We start from the raw sequence: 19,723 nt of genomic DNA, 5'->3' as shown, positions 1-19,723 counted from the left end.
AACGTGAGTAGTTAACTTGATTTAACTACCTCCAGTCCGTGCCTGCCTGGCCCGTGCCTGCCTGTCTTTCTGCGCGATCCCGAAGGGAATCTGGTGGGCCTGATGGAAGAGCGCCCCAGGGCCTAGCTGCCTTCGCAAGATTGACCCGGCAAGCTCACGCCCGGATGCACGCCAAATGTTCCTGGCGTGCACCGCCCTTGCGGATCCGGCTTGCTTCCTTGACGACGCGCGATCGGGGTGACGCTTCATCAAGGGTGCCCCCAGGACTGGAGGTCACTCCATTCGCCTAGGCCCGACACCACTGGCCGGTCATCGGCGACTTAGGACTTACAGCGTGAAGTCGTACTGCAACTGCAGTCGCGCATAACGCGGCGTGTTGAAGTACTTGGGCAGCTTGTAGTGTGTGTACTGCGTTTTGCGCCCGCTGTTGGAAATGGTTTCGTACTGTTCGTAGACAAAGGTCGGTGAGTCGTTGTCGAACAGGTTGATCACCGAGAGCTGCATGCTCAGGCCTTTTGCCCACGAGGGCTGATAGATCACGTTCGGGCTGACCGTCCACAGCCACGGCGTGCGTCCCGAGGTTCCCTCCGCGCTGACTTCGCCGTTGCAGACATGGAACTGCGCGCCATAGCCGAAGCGGGTACCCAGCGTACCGCCGCCACCGCCATAGCAGCTGATCGGCGCACCCGATTGCGCCAGCAAATTGAGGCCTGCCGACCACTCGGGCGTGAACTTGTAAGCGCCGTAGAGCTTGATGGCGTGCCGGCGATCGTTGGGCAGGTAGCCATTGGCGCCGACCATGATTTCCGGGAAATCGAAATCCGACGTGGTGCCGGTATCGTCCTGGCCGTTGCTGGATTTCACCAGGCCCTCGGTGTTGCCGTAGCTCTTGGACCAAGTGTAGGAGGCGTTGACGTAGTACTTCTCGGATTGCTTCTCGGCGCTGAACACCACGCCTTGATAAGAACGCTTGGCGCGCGGCCCCAAGGTGCTGCCGGGGATCGTCACGTTGAACGTGCGAGGCGAGCCGTCCAGTGTGGTCGTCAACGTAAGCGCACTTCCCGGATTGTAGATCCAGCAGCCGCCCATGCCGGTTGGAACGGACCACTGGTCGTCCCAAGCATCGCCCATGCCCTGCTTCACTGCCTCCGCGTAGAACGGGCGCGAATCGCAGGTGTCGTCGATCGTCGTGGCGTTCCGTTGTACGCGGTATACGCGCAGCCGGAGGCCGGTGCATTGATATCGCCGTTGTAGCGGGTCGTGATGCCGGTCGGGCTGACCGTATAGGTGGAATTGGCGCTGTCCATCTTGCCCCACTGAGCAGTCAGCGTCAGATCGTCGGTGAGGTAGTCGGTGTACTTGACGATTTGCGTCAGGCCACCGAACTTGCTGTGAAGATCGCCCTTGTAGGTTGTCTTGGATGGCACGCCGTCGACATAGGGGGCGTTGTAGTAGCTGTAGGTATTGCTGTCCGTATTGTTGAAACCGGTGTATTCGACGTGGTTGGCATCGTTGATATTCCAGTCGAGCTTCACCACCCAGTACGGGCTCTTGGTGGTGAGGTCGTTTGCGGTAGACGTCGAGTTCGCATTGCTCAGGCTTGTGGTGGAAGAAGCGCTATAGGTGGTGCTGCTCGACCTGGTGAACTCGCCCAACGCAAAGAGGAATAGCTTGTCCTTGATCAGCGGGCCACCCAACCATGCGTCGTATGTGTTGCTGCTACTGCTGTTTTTATCGTAGTCGCGGAAGGTCGTGCCGTTATCACGCTTGACGTTGGGTGCATTCTCTCGCGCCCAGTTCGGAGCAGTGGTCCAACTCACACCGCCCTTCCACTCGTTCGTGCCACGCTTGATATTGACCGAGGTCACACCGCCGGTAGACAGCCCGTACTGCGCCCCGTAGCCGCCGGTTTGCACATCCAGCTGTTCGATGGCCTGAAACGGCACTTTGCCGAACGACAAATTGTTATAGAGATTGGTGACATTGAATCCATTGACGAAATAGCTGTTCTCGGCGACCGACGAGCCGCCGAAGGACGGCAGGTTGCCGAATACGCCATTTCCCTTGGTCACGCCCGGAGCGAGCGTCGCCACGCTGACGATGTCGCGCGGCACCGGCAGCGCGTTGAGCTGCGAGGCCGAGAAGGTGGTACGCGTTTCCGACGAGCTGACGTCGATGGACGAGATCGCATGCGCATTGACCGTCACGGTGCTCAGGCGCGTCGCCTGGGCAGCGTCGGTGCCGAGATCGAGTTGCGTGGTCTGGCCGGCCAACACGGTCACCTGGCTGGTGTTCTGCCGATGGCCGTCGCGCAACAGCTGTACTTCATATCGGCCGCTGGGCAACGACGACACGCGAAACTTTCCGTCGGCGGCCAACTCAACCGAGCGGGAAAAACCCGAATCCAGACCCTTGATGACCACGACTGCGCCGCTGGCGTAAGTCGCAGTGCCTGAGATGTCGCCCGCCGTACTCTGCGCCAGCACACTGGCACTGCCCAGGCTCAGGGCGATGGCCAGCACCAGCAGGCGTAAATCGAACGAAGGCGATCCGCTACGAGAAATCATTTCGAGTTGCTCCCCAGTGAAAGGCGATAGCGGTCCGTGTCGGTGTCGTCGACACCAACGCAAGCGCGCTCCGGATGCAGCGCCCTCCGCGCTGCGGGAAGCAGACAATCAAAACGTGCTTAACAAGTCAAACGTGGTCTTTTTCTTACAAAAATCACAAGAATGGCTTGGTGATTGGACTCACCAAAGCCAGGTTTAACTTGCCTACAAGAAAATCAATCGATACCTACTCAGGCTTCGCAGATCGACTGAAAGAAGCCTGCGATTTGGCTGACATCCCTGGTGGCCGTGCGCGCAACAAGGCGCTGTCGTTGCGCTTTGACGTGTCCAAAGAAGCCGTGCGCCAGTGGTTCAAGGGACAGGCTTTTCCCGAAACGGCCCGGCTGGCCAAGGTGGCGGAGGAGTTCGAGTGCAGCCTGGATTGGCTGATCCTGGGCCGCCTGCCATCTTCCGGGCAGGTACGCGAACCGGGAGGCGCCTATAAGGTCTTGACCGAGCAGGAGCGCACCGTCATTACCGCCATGCGCAAGTTGAATGCCCGTCGCCGCAACGCCCTGGTGCAACTGCTGGCCGATAGCGAGGGCTAGCTCCGTTCCCCGTTCGCAACCCGCCGGAAGGCACGGCTAAGGGCGGGCCGAAATCAAGGTTCAGCCAGAGCCTGCAGTGCATCGAGGCGGAAGTCCCATTCCTCCGCGGGCCGGCAAGAGGCTAGCCTCTGCGGTTCTTGGCGGTGTGTAACACATTGATTTGGCGATCTGAGCGATGACTCGGGTTATTGTAGTAACGTAACTACAAATAACCTGCAGGAGCGCCATCATGACGATCACGACCCTATCGAGCCGGGAGCTCAATCAGGACGTCACCAAGGCCAAGAAAGCCACCAAGGAGGGCCCAGTGTTCATCACGGATCGAGGCAAGCCGGCGCATGTGCTGTTGAGCATCGAGGAATACCAGCGCCTTACAGGGGGGCGTCAGAAGATTGCCGATCTGTTGGCCATGCCCGGCGTCGAGGACATCGAGCTGGACATCCCGCGGCCGGGCGACATCGCTCGACCAGCAGACTTGTCCTGATGCTTGTTCTCGACACCAACGTCGTTTCTGAACTACGCAAGGTGCGTAGTGGCAAGGCCGATTCGTGTGTAGCGCAGTGGGCCGAAAGCGTGGATGTTGCCGACCTGTTCGTTTCCGCGATCACGATCCAGGAACTGGAATCGGGCGTTTTGCTGGCCGAGCGCAGAGACCCCTCACAGGGCGCAGTGCTACGCGCATGGCTGAATAGTCATGTGTTGCCTGCCTTCGCTGGCCGCGTCCTGCCAGTCGACACTGCCGTGGCGCAGCGAAGCGCGAAGCTGCACATCCCCGACCCGCAATCGCTGCGGGACAGTTTAATTGCCGCTACGGCGCTCGTGCACGGGATGACGGTGGTGACGCGAAACGTGGCCGACTTTGCCGCGTCCCGCGTCAACATCATCAATCCTTGGACATGGGAGGCTTAGCCGTGGATATCGGCTGACGCCTCGCTCAGTACCGCTGCATCCCTTCCACATGGCACTGCCCCACGCTCTTGCTCGCAGCGGCGGCGCCGGCATCGTCGCCGGCGTGTTGGCGCAGCTCGGCAATGGTCTGCCAGTTGCGTGCACACAACGGGCCCAGCTTCGGACCCAGATCCCATGAGCGGTGGGCCAGCTGCTCGGCGTTGGCGTAATCCTTCAGGCGGATGGCCAGCTCGGCGCGGTCCTGCAGCAGGTCCGGCGAGCTGGGGCTGATCTTCAGCGCCTGGTCGAGTTTGGTGGCGGCTTCATTGTATTTGCCGACGCGCAGGTCGCCTTCGGCGGCGTCCTGCAGCGAGGCCACGCCCGGATCGCGCAGCGGGTTCACGTCGATGGCCGATTTCTCTTTGTCGCCGGCCGCGTGGATGGCCGCCAGCATCTGATCGTCGGACATGGTCGGACGCGTGGCCTGCGACGGCGCCGTGGGCTGGCTGCATGCCGCGAGCAAGAGGACGGCCAACGAGGCGGGCGCGGCGGAAAGACGAAGGGCACGAGCAAACATGATCAATCCCGGATAGGAGCGGAGGATGCCGGCGCAGGGGATCCGTCGCCGCCGCTGAAGAAATTGCCGACGTGCTGCCAGAAGCAGCCTTCGGCGTCCTGTGACAGTGTACCGGCGACCACCGGCACCTGCCGCGCTCCTTCGCAACCCTCTTCCGAACGCTTGCCGTTGGCGGGGTTGATCCACGCCATTTCCAGGCCCTGGCCCGGCGCCGCCGGCAGTGGGCGCGTGGGCAATTTCTTGAACAGCTCCTGCCACGCGCGCAGGCTGCCGGTGGCACCGTACATGCCGCTGGGCTTGTTGTCGTCGCGGCCCATCCAGAACACCGCGAGGTGATCACCGGTGAAACCGGCGAACCAGCTGTCGCGCATGTCGTTGCTGGTACCGGTCTTGCCCGCCGCATTGAGATAGGCCAGGCCCGAACTGCCGATGGACGCGGCCGTGCCCGAGCGCGTGACCTGCTGCATGGCCCAGGTCACCAGCCGCACCGCCGGCTGGTATTCGCCGGCACCGGTCTTCACTTCGTAGCGCTTGATGGTCTGGCCGCGCGCATCCACCACGCCGCGCACCGCCAGCGGCGGCAGCGCATGGCCATCGGCGGCGATGTACTGATAGAGCTGGGTGGCCTGCAGCGGCGACATGTCGACGGCGCCGATCAACAACGAGGGACTCGGGTTGACGTTGGCGAGACCAAACGATTCGAGAAACGCCTTGATGCGCGACACGCCAATGTTCATGCCCAGATTGATCGTGGCGAGATTCCACGAATGCACCAGCGCGTCGACCATCGGCACCGCGCCGTGCACATCGCCTTCGTCGTTCTTGGGCGTCCAGAAACTGCCGTCGGGCTGGCGCATGCTGATGGGCGAATCCTCGACGGGACTGGCGAGGTTCCATCGTTCCGGATTGGTCAGCGCCACCAGGTAGACCAGCGGCTTCACCAGCGAACCGATCTGGCGTTTTGCATCGAGCGCGCGATTGAAGCCCTGATCGCCCGGCACCTTGCTGCCGACAATGGCGAGTACCGCGCCGGTCTGTGCTTCGGTCACCACCGCTGCAGCCTGCGCCGCCTCGCCACGCTTGCCCAGTCCGCCCAAGGTGGTAGTGATCGCCTGTTCGGCGTACACCTGCGCTGCCGGGTCGAGCGTGGTAAAGATGCTCAGGTTGCCGTTGGACAGCGTCTCGTCGTCGAAGTCCGCGGTGGTTTGCAGACGCACCAGGTCCATGAAGGCCGGGAATCGATTGTGCGGCAGCTGTCCGTTGCTGACGATGCCCAGCGGCGCCGCCTTGTAACCGTTGGCTTGCTCGGCCGTGATCAAGCCGGTTTCGGTGAACTGGTCGATCACAAGATTGCGGCGCGACAACGCGCGATCCGGATAGCGGCGCGGATCGTAGTAGCTCGGCCCCTTCACCATGCCGATCAGCAGCGCCATTTCCTGTGGCTTGAGATCTTCCATGCGCCGGCCGAAGTAGAACTCCGACGCCGCGGCAAAACCGTGCACGGCCTGGCCGCCCTGCTGGCCGAGGAATACCTCGTTGACATAGGCCTCGAGGATGCGGCTCTTGTCGTAATGCGCTTCGATGAGGATGGACATCAGCGCTTCGTTCAATTTGCGCGAGACATGCTGCTCGCGATCGAGGAACAGGTTGCGCACGAGCTGCTGCGTCAGCGTCGAACCGCCCTGCACCGTGTGGCCGGCGCGCAGGTTGGCGAACGTCGCGCGCAGGATGGCCGTGAGATCGATGCCGAAGTGATGCTTGAAGTCGCGGTCTTCCACTGCCTGCAGGCCGCCCAGCAAAAGCGGGGGCACGTCGCTGAGGCGCACGATGCGGCGCTCTTCCTGCTGCGAGCCGTACACCGTGGCAATGCGCGCGGGATCGAGATGGGTCGTCTCGATGGATTTGCCGTTGGCCAGATCCTTGACGCTGGCCACCTGCCCCTTGCCCAGCGCGACGCGGATGCGCTTGGGTACTTCGCCGCCGTCCGGGCCGGCATAGCCGCGCGAAGCGATGGTGTAGCTGCTGCCCTCCTTCATCCAGGTCCCGGCAACGTCGGCGTGGCCGTCGTTGCTATAGCCGGCGAAGGTCAGTTCGAGTTCCAGCGTCCCCGGCGTCATCGGCGTACCGGCCGACAGTGGCAGCGGCCTGGCGTAGATGCGCGTGGGTACCGCGAACACCAGATCGTTGAAGCGATCCTGCACACGCTTGTTGAGCACCATCGTGTACGGCAGCACGAAGCCGAACAGCAGTCCCATGCAGACCCAGAACGGAATGCGGATCCAGAGCCAGACGGCACTGAAGATCGAGCGGAGACGGGTCATGAAGTCCAAGTAGGGGCAATCCTGAACAGGGAGGCTCCGGGATCATAGGGCCTGCTTCCCGGCGGGCATCTGAACGCGGGCGGGGATTTCTGGCGAGTAGCGGGCACCGGTGAGGCGTCGCCAGGGTTGTAGGAGCGCACTTGTGCGCGACCGGTCCGCCTCGGAGCCGCCTACCGGCGGCGGTCGCGCACAAGTGCGCTCCTACAATGGGGGCTGCGGTTGCCAGCAGGTTGCGTCGGGCCGGAACGGACGGGGCGAGACGCCCAGCAGCCGTTGCAAATCGCTGTTGTCGGCGATCAGGTCGGCTTCCAACCGTGTCAACGGGCCGCGCAGACGCGGCACGGCGTAGCGTCCCAGGCGCAGCAGCGTGGCCGGAATCGGCACCGGCACGGTGGACGTGGTCAGGCTGCGGCGCACGCGCGCGAACATCTCACCCGCGGTGAGCCGTTCGCCGCCACCCAGCGGCACGATCAAGCCAGCCGCTTCGGGATGATCGAGGGCAGCCACCACGGCGGCGGCAATATCGTCCGCATGCACCGGCTGGCGCAGGCCGCTGCCGGCCGGCAGCGGAAAGATGTGCAGCCGACTGGCGCGACGCGCGATCGGCGTCAGGCTCTTGTCGATGCCGGCGCCATAGATGAGCGTCGGCCGGAAAATAGTCCAAGGCATGCCTTGGCGGTCGCATGCGGCGGCGACGGCAAGCTCGCCATCGCGCAGCGACTGCGAGAGCTCGCGCTCGGCGGGCACATCCGAGGCCTGCTTGGACTCGGCGCTCATCGAACTGGTGGCGATGACGCGCGTGGCCGCCGGCAGCCCGGCCGACGCCAGCCATTGGGCAAACAGATTCAGCGGGCCGAAGTTGATCACGGCCGTGGGGCGGCCCACGTCGAAGAGCGGGCCGGGCAGCGCACCTTGCAGCCAATGGACGCCGGCTTGCGCCGGCCGCGACTGGCGACTCAGGGCAAGCACCGATTCGCCACGCGCACGCAGCCGCGGCAGCAGGAAATGGCCAATCTGACTGCTGGCCCCGAACACAAGCACCGTCATATCAGCCGCCCGATTGCAGACGCGCCGTCAACGTCGCCAGGCGCGGATTGCCGGGTGCAAGCTTGCGTGCGCTATCGAGCGCCTGCGCCGCGCTGGCGCGATCGCCGTTCTGCAATTCCCGTTCGGCCTGGTCCATCCATGCACCGGCGAGACGGTTACGCAGCTCGCCCTGGCTGGCGCTGCCCGGCGAGAGATCGGCCAGGTCGGCGAGTCGATTGCCTGCGGCTGGAAGATTGCCGCTGGCCAGCGCCTGGTTGAACTGCTGGACGGCCACGCCGGACAGCGACTCCAGCCCGTGACGCGCCGCTTCATTGTTGCCGTCCATGGCCAGGGCCTGGCGGTAGAGGTCATAGGCGCTCTCGCCCGGCGGCAGCATAAGGTTGCCCTGCCGCGCGGCCGCATCGGCGCGCTGGATGGTGCGGGCGAGTTCAGCGCTTTGCTGCGGCGTGAGCGGCGGATGCTGCAGGTTGTCGTTGCTGTCGGCTGCGACATCGCTGGCGATGTCGTTGGCGACCTGCGCTGAGTTTGCTTTGCGCCCTTCGCCACCGATGCGGGCACGCGCCGCCGCCAGATCGGCCGAATGCGGCGCGATGGCTGCCGCCTGATCCAGCAACTGGCGCGCATGCGCAGGGTCGGCGTTTTCGGCGGCGGCATTTGCCTGCACAATCAGCGCCTGCGCGACCTGGCCCATGCCGGCCTTGGCATCGGCGTTGTCCGGATCGATCGCCAGCGCCGCCTTGAAGTGCGCCAGCGCGGTGTCCTCGCCGGGACCCACGATGCGGCCATCGCGCAACGCGTCCTGGCCTTGCTTGATGGCATCGCTGAGAGCGCCGTTGTTCTGCTGGTTCTCTTGCACCAGCGCCGCACGCAGCGCGGGCAGTTCCGCGTAATTGGGCAGCAGCACGGCAAGACGATCGACCAGGGTCGCCGCCTGCGCGCGATCGCCTGCATCGAGCGCCTTGTGTACCTGGCCGGCGATCGCGTCGCCGACCTGTTCCAGGCCATGCTTGGCCACGGCGTTGTTGGGATCGGCCGCCAGCACGCGGCGATACAGCTCGCCTGCGCCATCGTCTCCTTCGAGCTTGCCCGCGGCGAACGCCTGCTGGGCCTGATCCACCAGGCGATCAGTAGGCACCGCACCGTTGCGCGCCGCCGCCAAGGCCTGGGTCAGCCGATCGACATCGCTCCCACCACCGAGCAGTTCGCGCGCCGCGGTGAGCGCCTGATCCGCTTCGTCCAGCTTGTGGGCCTGCAGTGCGGCATCCGCTCGCGCGATCTCGGCCTGACCCACGTTGCGCAGCCCGTCGCGGGCGCGGTCGTTGTCCGGCTGGAGGGCACGCGCCGCTTCGAACAACTCACGCGCGCTGCTGCCGTCGTTGCCATCGAGATGGCCTTCCTGCAGCGCCGTTTCCGCGCGCCCCAGAATGCCGTCCAGTTCGGTGTTCGGCACCAAGCCGCGCAGCCTGTCCTGGCCGATCCACAGTGAGGTACCGATGCCGATGGCAATCAGCACTACCACCGGCACCAGCCAGCCCCGGCGCTTGGGACGATGCACCGGCGGGCGCGACGACCCGCCGCGACGCAGGTCGGGATCCAGCGTGAACTTGGGCAGCCCGTCGTCCTCCCGGGACTGGGGCGCCGGCCCGTCCAGGCTGTCGAGGTTGCCAAGGGTGGGCTCGGTGCGGCCCGACACCCCGTGGTCGTGCTGGTCTTTGCGTCCGTTCATGGGTTCACGAAGGTGGGTTAACGAAGGCAGCTTAACATTGCGCCGCTGCGACTCCCGGGTGGGAACGCGCAGTGTTCAGGCTCCGCTGACGCGGCGTGCGTCGACCACGTTGGGCAGCGCCACCAGCCGGCTCAGCAGGCCCGACAGCTGTTCGAAGTCGCGTACACGCAGGGTGAAGCGCATCTCCACTTCGCCGGTGTGGCCCAGCAGCCGGCTGGACGAGGCGATGATGTGCGTGCCCATGTTGCTGATCAGGCTGGTGACGTCCTTCTGCAAGCCTTTGCGGTCATAGCCGCTCAACTCGATGTCCACTTCATAGGCCCGGGCGGCAGCCTTGCCCCACTCCACCTCGATCACCCGATCCGGATCGCGCCGCGCCAGCCGTGCCAGGCTGGCGCAATCGGCACGATGCACGGACACGCCGCGGCCGCGCGTCACAAAGCCGCGCACCGGATCACCGGGCAATGGCTGGCAGCAGCGTGCAAGCGTGGTGAGCAGGTTGCCGACACCCTCGATGCTGAGTGCGCTGTGATCGCGCAGCGCCTGCCTTGCCTGCGCGGCAGCCGAGGGCGGCGGCGCGGCAGGCGGTGGCGCTGCCGCTTCTTGCAACACGCGTGCGATCTGGCCAGGCGCCACTTCGCCGAGCGCCAGCGCCACCAGCAATTCGTCGTGCGTCTTCAGATGAAAATGCGCGGGCAACTTGCCGATGTCCGCCGCGGGCAGCGCAAGCCGCTTGATCTCCTTTTCGAAGATCGCACGACCGGCGGCGAGATTGGCATCGTGCGCAATGCGACGGAACCACGTGCGCACTTTTTCCTTGGCGCGCGAGGTATGCAGATAACCGTGATGCGAGGACAGCCAGTCACGACTGGGCTCGGCCACTTTCGCCGTCAGCACCTCGATGCGATCGCCACTGGAAGGCTGGAACGTCAGCGGCACGATCCGTCCGTTGACCTTGGCCCCGCGGCAGCGATGACCCACCTCGGTGTGCACGTGATAAGCGAAATCCAGCACCGTGGCGCCGTGAGGCAGGTCTACCACTTCGCCCTTGGGCGTGAGCACGTAGACGCGGTCTTCCAGCAACTCGGTATGCAGTTCGGCGGCCAGATCGCCTTCGCTGTCCGGACGCGGTTCCAGCAGGCGGCGCATCCAGGCGATCTTCGCCTCGAACTCGCTGTCGCCGGCGCCGCCTTCCTTGTAGCGCCAGTGCGCGGCCACGCCAAGCTCGTTGATGCGGTGCATCTCGTGCGTGCGGATCTGCACTTCCAGCGTCTTGCCGCGCGGCCCGATCACCGCCGTATGCAGCGAGCGATAGTCGTTGCCCTTGGGGCGCGCGATGTAATCGTCGAACTCGCCCGGCAGGTGCGGCCACAGCGTATGCACCACGCCGAGCGCGCCGTAGCAATCGCCAACCGAATCCACCAGCACGCGAATGGCGCGGATGTCGTAGAGATCGGAGAACTCCAGCGCCTTACGCTGCATCTTCTTCCAGATCGAATAGATGTGTTTCGGCCGGCCGGCGAGTTCGGCGCGGATGCCGGCCGCCGCCAGCGAGCCCTGCAAGGCATCCAGCGATTCTCGGATGAAGTCTTCGCGATCGACGCGACGTTCGTCCAATAGCCGCGCAATGCGCTTGTAGGTTTCCGGTTGCAGGTAGCGGAAGCCCAGATCCTCCAGCTCCCACTTCAACTGCCAGATACCGAGGCGATTGGCCAGCGGTGCGTGGATGTCCTGCGTGAGGCGCGCCAGCTCCTGGCGCTCGTTGTCCGGCAGGCTGCTCGCCGCGCGCATGTGCGCCAGCTGGCGTGCCAGCAGGATGAACACCACGCGCAAGTCACGGATGATCGCCAGCAACAGGCGGCGCAGCCCTTCGGCGCCACGGTCGGTGCCGTGCTGGGCATGCAGCGCCCATACTTTTTCCGCGGCGAGCTGGCCGCTGACCAGCCGTTGCAGCTCGGGCGGCAGCCCGGCCTCGCGCAAGGCCCACAGGGCCGGATCGATCCGCGACACCTCGAACCAGAGGGCGGCGGCCTGGGTCTGGGCATCGCAGCCCAGCATGGCCAGCAGCTCCAGCACGTCGACGCATTCGGCCTGGTTCATGGGCAGCACCGCGCACGTGTCCAGCGCCTCGCCCAGCACGGGCGGCACGCTGCCGGCGCGTTCGTGCCACTCGGCGAGACCCGAGCTTGCATGGAGGACGGCTTGAACCATGCGGCTATTCTAGGGACGCTCTGGTCTATTGCACATGGGCGGCATGACTCCAGAGCGTGCGCAGGGTGCGAGGTGTGTCGCGGCCCAGGCTGGTTGCCTGGGCAAGACGCGCATCGCGCCCTGCGCACGCTCTGGAGATCACCCGGAGGGCCGTCTCTGTCTGCCCGCAGCTGTGCGTCGCGCCGACTCGACAGGCCACCAGCCTGCCTTCGTCGTCGCAACACCCATCTGCGGGCAGACAGAGACGGTGACGCCCATGTGCAATAGACCAGAGCGTCCCTAGTGCAGTCACCCTGGTTGCCCGGCGCCTGCATGAACCGGCGATTCATGCCGTGTATGCTGCGCCAGCAACGCTTCACCCCTTGCCCCTAGAGGACTACCCCATGCGTCTGGCCCGTTCGCTGCTGTTGCTGATGAGTGTCGCTCTCGCCGTTCCCGCCGTCGCTTTCGCTGCCGACCAGTACGTACCGCTGCAGCAGCGCATGTCGCCGGAGGAATTCAAGGCGGCGGGCCTGGACAAACTGTCGCCGGATGAACTGAGCAACCTCGACAACTGGCTGAGCGGACACGGCAAGGTCGTGACCAAGGTGGTCGACCAGAGCGGCAAGCCGGTGTTCTACCCCACCACCGAAAAAGCCGGCCCAGTGCAGGCGCATGTGCAGGGTTCGTTCACGGGCTTTACCGGCCATACCCAGGTCACCCTCGACAACAACCAGGTGTGGCAGCAGAGCGACAGCACCCGCGTGTCCTGCATGTCCAGCGAGAATCCGAAGATCGCCATCCGCCGCTCGCTGATGGGCAACTGGATGGCGGCGGTGGACGGTTGCAATGACACTGCGCCGATGAGTCGCGTGAAGTAAATCTCGCCTGTAGGAGCGCACCCTGCGCGCGATTGGCGTGGCGATGTTCACGCGTCGCGCACAGGGTGCGCTCCCACAAATGATGACTCAGGCGAGGTTTTCCAGCGCGCGCATCAGGCGCTTGGCCGAGACCGGCTCGGCCGTCTTCAACTCCTGCGCGAACAGCGACACGCGCCACTCTTCGATCAGCCAGCGCAGTTCGTCCAGCGCTTCGGTACCGGCGGCGCGATGCTTGAGGTAATCGCGCCAGAACGGCAGCACCTGCAACAGGCGTTGCTGATCCTTGGCCGGATCCTGGCGCAGGCGCTCGGCACGCAAACGCATGGCCTTGAGATAGCGCGGATAGTGCGCCAGCCGTGATGTCGGTAGATCACGCAGGAAGCCGGGCGTGAGCAGCGCATCAAGCTGTTCGCGCAGATCGTCGTAGCTGGCCCGCGCAAAACCCATCAGCGGTGGTTGCAGCCAGGGTTTCAGATCAGCCTGCGCCTCGATGATGGGCTCGGCCAACTTCAATCGCTCGACGGCTGCGCCAAACAGTTCGCGGGCTGCCTGCGTGTGCAACGCCTCGAACGCCCCGGCTGTGCGCACATTGAGCTGGTAGCGTGACAGCAGGTCCTGCAAGCCGCCTTCGACCAGATCCTCGCGCAGGCCGTCCACGCCGCCGATTGGCGCGTATTTCAATGCGAGCGGATTGCCGACCGGCAGGCGACGACGCGCCTGTTTCATGTCGGTGGCCAAGGCGTTGCGCAACAGGCGAATCACGCCTTGCACGTGCGCTTCGCGTGCCTCGTCGCTGCGCTCGAACACGCGCAGCGCCACCGCGTCGCCCAGGTCGACCAGCGCCGGGAATGCGAGCAGGCCACCGGTCGAGCGCACCTGCTGTGGAATTTCTTCGAAGTCCCAGCTGGCGATGTCTTCACGGGTGAGCTCGATATCGGTCTTGCGCGAGAACGCCTCGCGCGCCTGGCCTTCCCATTGCGCGCGGATGGCGGCGAGGTCGCGCCCGGTCGCCAGCGTCTTGCCGTTTTCGTCGTGCAGGCGATAGCGCATGCGGAAGTGCGCAGGCAGCATCACCTGTTCGAATTCGGGGGCCGATATATCGACGCCGGTGGCGCGCTTGAGGAACACAGCAAGCGCCTTGGTCAGCAACTCGTCGCGCGGCGCTTCGGCTTCCACGAAGGCGCGTGCGAAATCCGGTGCCGGCACGAAGTTCCGTCGCAAGGCTTTGGGCAGTCCTCGTATCAGCTCGGCGATTTTTTCAGCGAGCAGACCCGGTACCAGCCACTCGCAACGCGCGGCGGGCAAGGCGTTCAACATGGCCAGCGGCAGATGCAGGGTGACGCCATCTGCATCGTCACCCGGGACGAATCGGTATTCGAGACGGTATTTCTGTGGCGGCAAATCCAACGACGCAGGGAATGCCTTGGGATCAAGGCCCGCACCACCGCTCATCACATCATCAAGCGACCAGCGCAGTGCAGCCTGTTCAGCCGGACGCGCCTTGCGATACCACGCATCCAATGCCCGACTGTCGGCGATGTCCTGCGGCAGCTTGCCCTCGAAGAAGCTGACCAGCTCGTCTTCATGGCGCAGCAAGCCTTCGCGGCGTTGCTTGGCCTCGATGCCGCGCGCATCTTCCAACACCCGCTGGTTGGCGCGGATGAAGTCAGCGCGCGCGTCGATATCGCAACGGGCCAGGGCTTCGCGCAGGAAGATCTGGTGCGCGAGCGCGGGATCCTGTTTCTGGAAGGTGACCGGCCGACGCTCGACCAGGGTGAGCCCAAACAAACTCACCTGCTCGTACGCGACCACGTGGCCGCGCTTGCGCGACCAGTGCGCGTCACGGCAGGACGCGCGCAACAGATGCGCGGCCTGCTGTTCGATCCATAGCGGCTCGACGCGTGCGCACATCATGCCCCACACGCGACCGCCGACATCGAGGATTTGTCCCGCGAAGATCCAGTTGGGCGGCACTTTCGAGAGTGACGAACCAGGGAACACCTGGAAGCGGCGTTCGCGCGTGCTGCGATAGACGCCCTTCTCGTCCTTGTGGCCCACCTGGGTGGGCAGGCCGGCGAGCAGGCTGCGATGGATGGCTTCGTACTGCTTCGCGGCCTCGTCGTCGCCCTTGCTCCCTCTCCCCTCCGGGGAGAGGGTTGGGGTGAGGGGCGGGTGCTCGCCCGACCCTTTCCTGTCACTTTTCTTTTCTACGGCAACAGCCGTCGCCTTTGTCGCGCCGCGCAAGGTTGGCCCCTCACCCCGGCCGGGAGAGGGAGAAGTGATGGCTTCTCGCGACGTCACTGCATCCAGCTTCCACCCCAGCTCCTGCACCACCAGCAACAACTGCCGGTGCAGCTCGCGCCATTCGCGCATGCGCATGAAGCTGAGGAAGTGCCGCGTACACCAGTCGCGCAGTTTGGACTGCGTGAGGTCTTCGTGCGCCTTGCCGTAGTCGCGCCACAGATTGAGCACACCAACGAAATCGGATTTCGGATCCGAAAATGCCGCATGCGCCGCATCGGCCTGCTGGCGCGCATCCGCCGGCCGCTCTCGGGGATCCTGGATGCTGAGGAAGGACACGATGGCGAGCACTTCGCGCAGGCTGTGCAACTGCTGCGCCTCCACCAGCATGCGCGCCAGCTGCACGTCGATCGGCAGCTTGGCGACGGTGCGGCCGGTGGGCGTCAGTCGCCGCGCATCGTCGATGGCGGAAATTTCCGCCAGGCGACGATAGCCGTCCGCCACTACGCGCGGATCGGGCGCTTCGAGGAACGGAAAGTCCTCCACTTCGCCCAGCTGCAGCGCCAGCATGCGCAGGATGACGTTGGCCAGCGAGGAGCGCAGCAATTCGGGATCGGTGTAGGCGGCGCGGCTCTCGAAATCGGCCTCGTCGTACAACCGGTAGCAAGTGCCGGGACCCACGCGACCGCAACGACCTTTTCGCTGGTCGGCGGCGGCCCGCGAAATCGGCTCCACGTGCAGGCGCTCTAGCTGGCTGCGCTGACTGTAACGCTTGACGCGCGCCTGGCCCGTGTCGATCACAAAGCGGATGCGGGGCACGGTGAGCGATGTTTCGGCGACGTTGGTGGCCAGCACCACGCGGCGCTTGATGCCCGGCTTGAAGACGCGATCCTGATCGCCCGCCGACAGACGCGCGTACAGCGGCATCACTTCGGTCTCGCGGTACTGGCGTCGCGAGAGCAGCAAATGCGCGTCGCGGATTTCGCGCTCGCCGGGCAGGAAGATCAACACGTCGCCGCGCGGGTCGTCATGGGTGATCTCATCGAGCACGGCGGCCACATGGTCGGCGCCACCCTGCTGCAGATCGCCCGCCCGCTGGCCACGCCGTGCGGCCACCTCGTCGACGGAGCGCCAGCGCACTTCCACCGGATAGGCGCGCCCTTCCACCGACACGATGGGCGCGCCGCTGAAGTGTTCCGCGAAACGTTCGGTATCGATGGTGGCCGAGGTGACGATGATCTTCAGCGACGGACGCTTCACCGCCAGTCGCTTCAGATATCCCAGCAGGAAATCGATGTTGAGGCTGCGTTCGTGCGCCTCGTCGATGATGATGGTGTCGTACGCGCTCAGCCACGGGTCGCCCTGCGTTTCCGCAAGCAGGATGCCGTCGGTCATGAACTTGACCAGGGTGCGATCGGACACCTGGTCGTTGAAGCGCACCTGGAAACCGACCTGCTCGCCCAGCGGGGTCGCCAGCTCTTCGGCCACGCGGCGAGCCACCGAGCGCGCTGCCAGCCGGCGCGGCTGGGTACAGCCGATCATGCCCGCTTCGCCACGTCCCGCCGCCAGGCAGAGCTTGGGCAATTGGGTGGTCTTGCCCGAACCCGTTTCGCCGGCGATCACCACCACTTGGTGCTTGCGGATCAGCTCGACGATTTCCTCGGCGCGCGCGGTGATCGGCAGCGATTCATCCAGCCGGATCGCCGGCTTGGCATCCGCACGCGCCTTGCGGCGGGCAACGGAAGCGTCGATATCGCGGGCAAGCGCAGCCAGCTTTTTCTCGTCGAACCGGCGCGACAGCTCGCGCCACCGGCTTAGCAGGCGGCCTTGGTCGCGGGTCGATACGTCGTCGAGCGCCTGGCGCAACGGACGCAGTCGCGCGTCGGTGGAGGCGGCGTTGGATGCGGTCGGGGTCATCGGACCGCAGATGATAGCCGCAGAGGGGCTAGTGCGGGACCGCTCAAAAGAACACAGCCGTCCTGCCGGTACCGGCTCGCACAGGGCGACGGACTGCGGCAGCTTGCCGCGCAAACCTCGATATGCGCCGGCGGCGACGCCAACTCCTTGCAGTAGGCCGTTCAAACAGGGTGATAGGTCAGACCTATCGCCAGCATCAGAAGGATTCATTTCCCCAACAGGTACCGGCTCACTAACCTGAGTCCAGCTTCCCTCCCATCACCCTCTCAAGGAGCACGACATGGCCATTTCCATCGGTATCGCCAAGAAGGACCGGGAACAGATTGGTGAGCAGCTGTCCAAGCTGCTGGCCGATACGTATTCGCTGTATCTGAAGACGCACAGCTTCCACTGGAACATCACCGGCCCGCAGTTCAACAGCCTGCACACCATGTTCGAGACGCAGTACAACGAACTTTGGCTGGCCGCCGACGAAGTGGCCGAGCGCATCCGCACGCTGGATGTATTCGCGCCGGGCTCTTATAGCCAGTTCGGCAAGCTCACCTCGATCAAGGAAGAAGCCGGCGTGCCGGACTGGAAGGAGATGGTGAGCCAGCTGGTTGATGGCCACGAGATCGCCGCCCACACCGCACGGCAAGTGATCAAGGTGGCCGATGGCGCAGGCGATGAAGGCACGGCCGATATCGTCACCGGTCGCCTGAAGGAACACGAGAAAACCGCCTGGATGCTGCGCTCGCTGCTGAAGTAAGCCGCCTCGACACCCTCGCTTTCAAAGCGAGGGTGTGTCGCGGTCCGCAGGCATCACGCTCAGGGCCGCGCCTCCAGCACGATGTTGAACGGCGTCTCCGCAGCACGCCGGAAGCGCTGGAAGCCGCCGCCGTCCACCACCACTTCGCGCAATTTCGCTTCACCCGCCTGGGCGCCCAGGGCGGGGCCGTGCCGCGCCAGCGACACCGGCACGCAGATCTGCGCCGATGCGCCGAAATAGACACGCCCCACTGGGTTGAGGTTGTCCTGCACGTGGTTGCCGGCGAACGGCTCGACGATCATGCAGTTGCCATCGGCCTTGAGCGCATCGCGCGCGTGCTTGGCGACACCTACCGGGTCGCCCATGTCGTGCAGGCAGTCGAAGAAGGCGATCAGGTCGAAATCCTTGCCTTTGTAGCCGGTGGCGTCGGCCACTTCGAATGAGGCGTTGACCACTCCCGCTTCGGCGGCACGTTCACGCGCTACGTCGATGGATGGTGCGTGATAGTCATAGCCCACGAACTGCGAGGTGGGAAAGGACTTGGCCATCAGAATGGTGCTTGCCCCATGTCCACAACCGACGTCGGCGGCCCGTCCGCCCTTACGCAATTTGTCCACTACGCCATCGAGGGCCGGCAGCCAGGCGCCGATCAGGTTGGCGTTGTAGCCGGCCCGGAAAAAGCGCTCGGTGCCATGGAACAGGCAGGGATGATGCTCGCCCCACTCCATGCCCTCACCATTGCGGAAGTGTTCCAGGGTGCGGCTCTTGGCATGGAACAGCGCCTCCACGATGGAATAAGCGCCTGGCACATCCACCGGACCGTGCGGGTCGGCCAGGCACAAGGCCTGCTCCTCGTTCAAGCCGTAGCGGCCGGAGGCTTCGTCGAATTCCACATAGCCGCCCGCGGCCTGGTTGCCCAGCCACTCGCGCACGTAGCGCTCGTAGGTGCCGGTGCGCTCGGCCAGCTCCGTCGGGGTCAGGCGTTCTTTCGCCAGCGCCTTGTAGAAGCCCAGCTCGTCGCCGATCTGGATCAGCGTGGCACTGATGGCGGCCCCCAGATCGCCAACGGCTCGTCCCAGGAAAGCGTGAAGTCTTTGTTCATCGATCGCCATGACAGTGCTCCGCGACACCGCCCTTGAGGGCAGTGGAGTAGGATGGAACTTCCTGGATACGCTGGCCGTGGCGAATGCGCCTGTCCCATACCGGACAGCGCGAAAGGACTAGGCCGGTGGCAGGAGCACGACATGCCACGCCCGTTGGGACACCTATCCGCAGGGGAATCGCAGGCGCCGTTGGCACCTGGCGCGGGTGTGCGCGTAGCCCTGTTGCAGCAGTTGCTCGACCAGCTGCTGATCGGCGTGATCCTGGTGGACGCGCAGGCCCAGCCCTCCTTTCTCAACCACCAGGCCCACGACCTGCTGGCGCGACGTGACGGCCTGCTGGTGGGCCCTGCCGGCCTGAAGGCGGCCAGCGCGGCGGACACGCGGCGGCTGCGGCACGCCATCGCCCTGACCGCCGCATCCGTGCGCAGCGACGGGCGCCCCTCGCGGCCCCATTACCTGGCTCTGCGGCGCCGCTCCCGTCGTGCCGCGCCCTGGCTGCTGCGTTTGTCGCCCCTGCCGGGCCCGCCGCCGGAAGTGGTGGTGCTCGTCACAACCCCTGAACATCTACGGCCGTTGCCGCCAGAAGCGCTGGCGGTGGCGTTCGGCCTGACCCCGCGTGAGGCGGCCCTGGCCGGCATGCTGGCCGATGGTCACGAGCTGCGCGACTGCGCCCGCCTGTTGGCCATGGCCGAGGGCACGGCGCGCAACCACCTCAAGCATGTCTTTGAAAAAACCGTCCAGCACAGCCAGGCCACTCTGGTCGCAGCACTGTGCCGGATGGCTGTTCCGTGCCGATGACAGCAGCCGGCCCAACCGCGGCCTGAGCTTACGCTGACCATCCCGGTCCATTTCGATTGAGACAAAAGCCCCGCATGGTTAAGCTTCCAATGCTTTTCGGCCTCGTGTGAGGCAGCCACGGGGATCGTTTTG

At 65.0% G+C, this 19,723-nt stretch carries 15 protein-coding genes; 6 read left to right on the top strand and 9 right to left on the bottom strand.

Going from position 1 to position 19,723, the window contains the following annotated elements; translation table 11 throughout:
- Positions 1-327 precede the first annotated feature (327 nt).
- Positions 328-1,131: a hypothetical protein gene (locus AC1DKY_RS15225; RefSeq protein ID WP_441603061.1), complete on the bottom strand. Its 804-nt coding sequence runs from the start codon at positions 1,129-1,131 to the stop codon at positions 328-330.
- A gap of 8 nt (positions 1,132-1,139) precedes the next feature.
- On the bottom strand, positions 1,140-2,567 hold the full coding sequence (locus AC1DKY_RS15220; protein WP_441603062.1) for a TonB-dependent receptor: 1,428 nt from the start codon (positions 2,565-2,567) through the stop codon (positions 1,140-1,142).
- 266 nt (positions 2,568-2,833) lie between these two features.
- On the opposite strand from AC1DKY_RS15220, the gene AC1DKY_RS15215 reads away from it, so the two are divergent.
- From AC1DKY_RS15215 to AC1DKY_RS15205, 3 genes are all read left to right on the top strand, one after another.
- Positions 2,834-3,154 carry a helix-turn-helix domain-containing protein gene (locus AC1DKY_RS15215; protein WP_441603063.1) on the top strand — a complete coding sequence of 107 codons (321 nt, stop codon included), beginning with the start codon at positions 2,834-2,836 and terminating at the stop codon, positions 3,152-3,154.
- Positions 3,155-3,383: 229 nt separating this feature from the next.
- Positions 3,384-3,638 carry a type II toxin-antitoxin system Phd/YefM family antitoxin gene (locus tag AC1DKY_RS15210; protein ID WP_441603064.1) on the top strand — a complete coding sequence of 85 codons (255 nt, stop codon included), beginning with the start codon at positions 3,384-3,386 and terminating at the stop codon, positions 3,636-3,638.
- Positions 3,638-4,063: a type II toxin-antitoxin system VapC family toxin gene (locus AC1DKY_RS15205; RefSeq protein WP_441603065.1), complete on the top strand. Its 426-nt coding sequence runs from the start codon at positions 3,638-3,640 to the stop codon at positions 4,061-4,063. The genes AC1DKY_RS15210 and AC1DKY_RS15205 overlap by 1 nt, the downstream gene beginning before the upstream one ends.
- Before the next feature lie 25 nt (positions 4,064-4,088).
- Here the strand turns inward: AC1DKY_RS15205 and AC1DKY_RS15200 are convergent, their stop codons facing one another.
- The 5 genes from AC1DKY_RS15200 to AC1DKY_RS15180 form a co-directional block, all read right to left on the bottom strand.
- On the bottom strand, positions 4,089-4,619 hold the full coding sequence (locus AC1DKY_RS15200; RefSeq protein ID WP_441603066.1) for a tetratricopeptide repeat protein: 531 nt from the start codon (positions 4,617-4,619) through the stop codon (positions 4,089-4,091).
- A gap of 2 nt (positions 4,620-4,621) precedes the next feature.
- Positions 4,622-6,949: a penicillin-binding protein 1B gene (gene mrcB, locus AC1DKY_RS15195; RefSeq protein ID WP_441603067.1), complete on the bottom strand. Its 2,328-nt coding sequence runs from the start codon at positions 6,947-6,949 to the stop codon at positions 4,622-4,624.
- Between the two features lie 192 nt (positions 6,950-7,141).
- On the bottom strand, positions 7,142-7,987 hold the full coding sequence (locus AC1DKY_RS15190; protein ID WP_441603068.1) for an SDR family oxidoreductase: 846 nt from the start codon (positions 7,985-7,987) through the stop codon (positions 7,142-7,144).
- A 1-nt stretch (position 7,988) separates the two neighbouring features.
- A complete protein-coding gene (locus tag AC1DKY_RS15185) occupies positions 7,989-9,713 on the bottom strand; it encodes a tetratricopeptide repeat protein (RefSeq protein WP_441603069.1) in 1,725 nt (574 codons plus the stop codon).
- 75 nt (positions 9,714-9,788) lie between these two features.
- On the bottom strand, positions 9,789-11,924 hold the full coding sequence (locus tag AC1DKY_RS15180; RefSeq protein WP_441603070.1) for a RelA/SpoT family protein: 2,136 nt from the start codon (positions 11,922-11,924) through the stop codon (positions 9,789-9,791).
- Between the two features lie 383 nt (positions 11,925-12,307).
- On the opposite strand from AC1DKY_RS15180, the gene AC1DKY_RS15175 reads away from it, so the two are divergent.
- Complete coding sequence (locus AC1DKY_RS15175) at positions 12,308-12,784, top strand: hypothetical protein (RefSeq protein WP_441603071.1); 477 nt, start codon at positions 12,308-12,310, stop codon at positions 12,782-12,784.
- Positions 12,785-12,871: 87 nt separating this feature from the next.
- Here the strand turns inward: AC1DKY_RS15175 and hrpA are convergent, their stop codons facing one another.
- Positions 12,872-16,942, bottom strand: a complete 4,071-nt coding sequence (hrpA, locus tag AC1DKY_RS15170; protein WP_441603072.1) for an ATP-dependent RNA helicase HrpA — start codon at positions 16,940-16,942, stop codon at positions 12,872-12,874.
- Positions 16,943-17,222: 280 nt separating this feature from the next.
- Here hrpA and AC1DKY_RS15165 point away from each other — a divergent pair, with 280 nt between their 5' ends.
- Positions 17,223-17,690, top strand: coding sequence for a Dps family protein (locus tag AC1DKY_RS15165; protein WP_441603073.1), 468 nt, complete (start codon positions 17,223-17,225; stop codon positions 17,688-17,690).
- A 59-nt stretch (positions 17,691-17,749) separates the two neighbouring features.
- Here AC1DKY_RS15165 and AC1DKY_RS15160 read toward each other — a convergent pair whose 3' ends face one another.
- Positions 17,750-18,802 carry a class I SAM-dependent methyltransferase gene (locus tag AC1DKY_RS15160; RefSeq protein ID WP_441603074.1) on the bottom strand — a complete coding sequence of 351 codons (1,053 nt, stop codon included), beginning with the start codon at positions 18,800-18,802 and terminating at the stop codon, positions 17,750-17,752.
- 132 nt (positions 18,803-18,934) lie between these two features.
- Between AC1DKY_RS15160 and AC1DKY_RS15155 the strand changes: the two genes are divergently transcribed.
- Positions 18,935-19,591, top strand: a complete 657-nt coding sequence (locus AC1DKY_RS15155) for a helix-turn-helix transcriptional regulator (protein WP_441603075.1) — start codon at positions 18,935-18,937, stop codon at positions 19,589-19,591.
- Positions 19,592-19,723 lie beyond the last annotated feature (132 nt).

Source organism: Dyella sp. 01N448, from assembly GCF_056399225.1.
Note: the sequence above shows the minus strand (reverse complement) of the source record. Positions and strands in the feature narration are given on the sequence as shown.